This window comes from Alienimonas sp. DA493 (genome assembly GCF_043951915.1).
In the GTDB taxonomy this organism is placed as follows: domain Bacteria; phylum Planctomycetota; class Planctomycetia; order Planctomycetales; family Planctomycetaceae; genus Alienimonas.
In genome coordinates this window covers 1-2132 of sequence record NZ_JBINJD010000301.1, presented here as the reverse complement: position 1 = coordinate 2132, position 2132 = coordinate 1, and the positions used below count along the sequence as shown (strand labels likewise).

The 2132-nt window shown below is 74.4% G+C and carries 3 protein-coding genes; all 3 read left to right on the top strand.

Translation table 11 applies throughout. The features are described from left to right. Window positions 1–107 precede the first annotated feature (107 nt). Complete coding sequence (locus ACG2DA_RS22570) at window positions 108–521, top strand: DUF1257 domain-containing protein (protein ID WP_395258923.1); 414 nt, start codon at window positions 108–110, stop codon at window positions 519–521. Window position 522: 1 nt separating this feature from the next. After that, window positions 523–717, top strand: a complete 195-nt coding sequence (locus ACG2DA_RS22565; protein ID WP_395258921.1) for a DUF2997 domain-containing protein — start codon at window positions 523–525, stop codon at window positions 715–717. A 60-nt stretch (window positions 718–777) separates the two neighbouring features. Beyond that, window positions 778–2132: AAA family ATPase (locus tag ACG2DA_RS22560; protein WP_395258920.1), on the top strand; the 1355-nt coding region annotated here is incomplete at its 3' end.

The following is a 2132-nucleotide window of genomic DNA, read 5'->3' as shown; positions in this document are numbered from 1 at the left end:
GCCGGGCCGCCGCCCCGCCCGACCCGGCCGTCGGCCGCGAGCCGCCGCCCCGCGGCGGCCGCTGACCGTTTCTCCCGTCCCTCACCCAACCCTCGGAGACTCCCCGCATGAGCCACATCGTGACCGTCGCCGCGAAGGCGACGGACCCCGCCGCCCTCGCGGCGGCCTGCGACCGACTGAAACTGCCCCCGCCGCAGATCGAGACCGTCACCTTCTTCGACCGCTCGGTGCAGACCGGCCTCGCGGTCCGTCCGCCGGGCTACGTCTACCCGGTCGTCTGCGACACGGAGACCGGAGACCTGTACCACGACACCTATCAGGGCCGCTGGGGCGACGAGGCCTTCGTCGGCCGCCTCCTCCAGGCCTACGCGGTCGAGGCCGCCAAGCTGCAGGCCCGTGCCCGCGGCCACCGCTGCACGGAGACGGCGCTGCCCGACGGTTCGGTGCGGCTGACCGTCACCGCCGGGGCCGCGGGCTTCGGCGGCGGTCCGCAGTACCTGACGACTGGGGGGGCCGCCTGAGATGTCCCCCCGCATCGAGATCACCGTCACCCCCGCCGGCGAGACCTCCGTCGAGACGAAGGGCTTCGCCGGGCCCTCCTGCCGGGCGGTCAGCAAGCCCTACGAAGAAGCCCTCGGCGCGAAGGCCGCCGAGACGCTGACGCCGGAGTACCACGCGGCCGCCCCGGTCGCCCAGCCGGTCGAGCAGCGGGCCTGACCGCCCGTGGATCGGCCCCCGTTCTTTCTCATCCCCGACACCCACACCGAGGAGACGCCCATGCCGCGTCGACCGCGGGGCCCGTCCCCGCCCGAACCGCAAGAAGAAACTGCCCCGGCTTCGCCTACCGGACTATCCGGGAAGCTGGCCGAACTGATCGCCGCCGCCTTTCCCGGCGTGCTGGCGGTCGGCCCCGAGCCGGAGGAGGTGCTCCGCGATCTCGCCGGGCTCTGCCGGGACCGGGGCTGGAACCTCGCCACCTGGACCGCCGACGGCGGCGAGGACGGTCCGGCCGATCCCCTGGCCGCCGTGAAGGCCCTGCCGGCCTCCGGCGACGGCGAGACGCCCTCGCTGCTCGCCATGGTGCACGCCCATCGGTACTTCAACAGCCCGGAACTGCTGGCGGCGATCCGGACGGCGTTGGCGGCGGGCAAGACCCGCCGCACGCACCTGATCCTGGTCCAGCCGACCGGCGACCTGCCCCCGGAACTGGCCCGGGATTTCGCCGTCCTGGACTGCCCGCTGCCGTCCCGGGCGGAGCTGGAGGCGGTGGCCCGCGGAGTCGCCACCGAAGACGGCGAATTGCCCGACCCGCTGACGCCCGTGCTGGACGCCGCGGCCGGGCTGACCCGCGGCGAGGCGGAGAACGCCTTCGCCCTCTCGCTCGTCCGCCACGGCCGGCTGGACCCCGGGCCGCTGTGGGAACTGAAGGCGAAGCAGCTTGCCGCGGGCGGCCCGCTGACGCTGCACCGGGGCGGCTCCGGCTTCGACGCCCTCGGCGGCATGAACGCCCTGAAGGCGTTCTGCCGGACCGCCCTGACGAACGGCTCGCCCGCCGTCGAAGCCCGGGGCGTCCTCCTCCTAGGGCCGGGCGGCGTGGGCAAATCGAGTTTCGCCCGGGCCCTCGGCCGCGAGGTCGATCGACCGACGCTCACGCTGGACGTGGGCGGCCTGATGGGTTCGCTCGTCGGACAGACGGAGGGGCGAACGCGGGAGGCCCTCGCGACCGCCGCGGCGATGGCCCCGGTGATCCTGTTCGTCGACGAGATTGAACGGGCGCTGGCCGGCACGTCCGGCGGGGCCCACGACTCCGGGGTGTCGTCCCGGCTGCTCGGCACGCTGCTCTCCTGGCTCGCCGATCGGCCGGCGGGGGTGTTCGTCGTCTGCACCGCGAACGACGCCTCGATGCTGCCGCCGGAACTGACCCGCAGCGGGCGGTTCGACGCGACATTCTTTCTGGATCTGCCGGGCGAGGAGCAGCGGGCCGGCATCTGGGAGACGTACCGCGAGCGGTACGGGATCGCCGCCGGCGACGCCACCCCCGCCGACGCCGGTTGGACCGGGGCGGAGATCGAGAGCTGCTGCCGACTGAGTGCTCTGCTGGGCGTTCCGCTCGCCGAGGCCGCGACGCACGT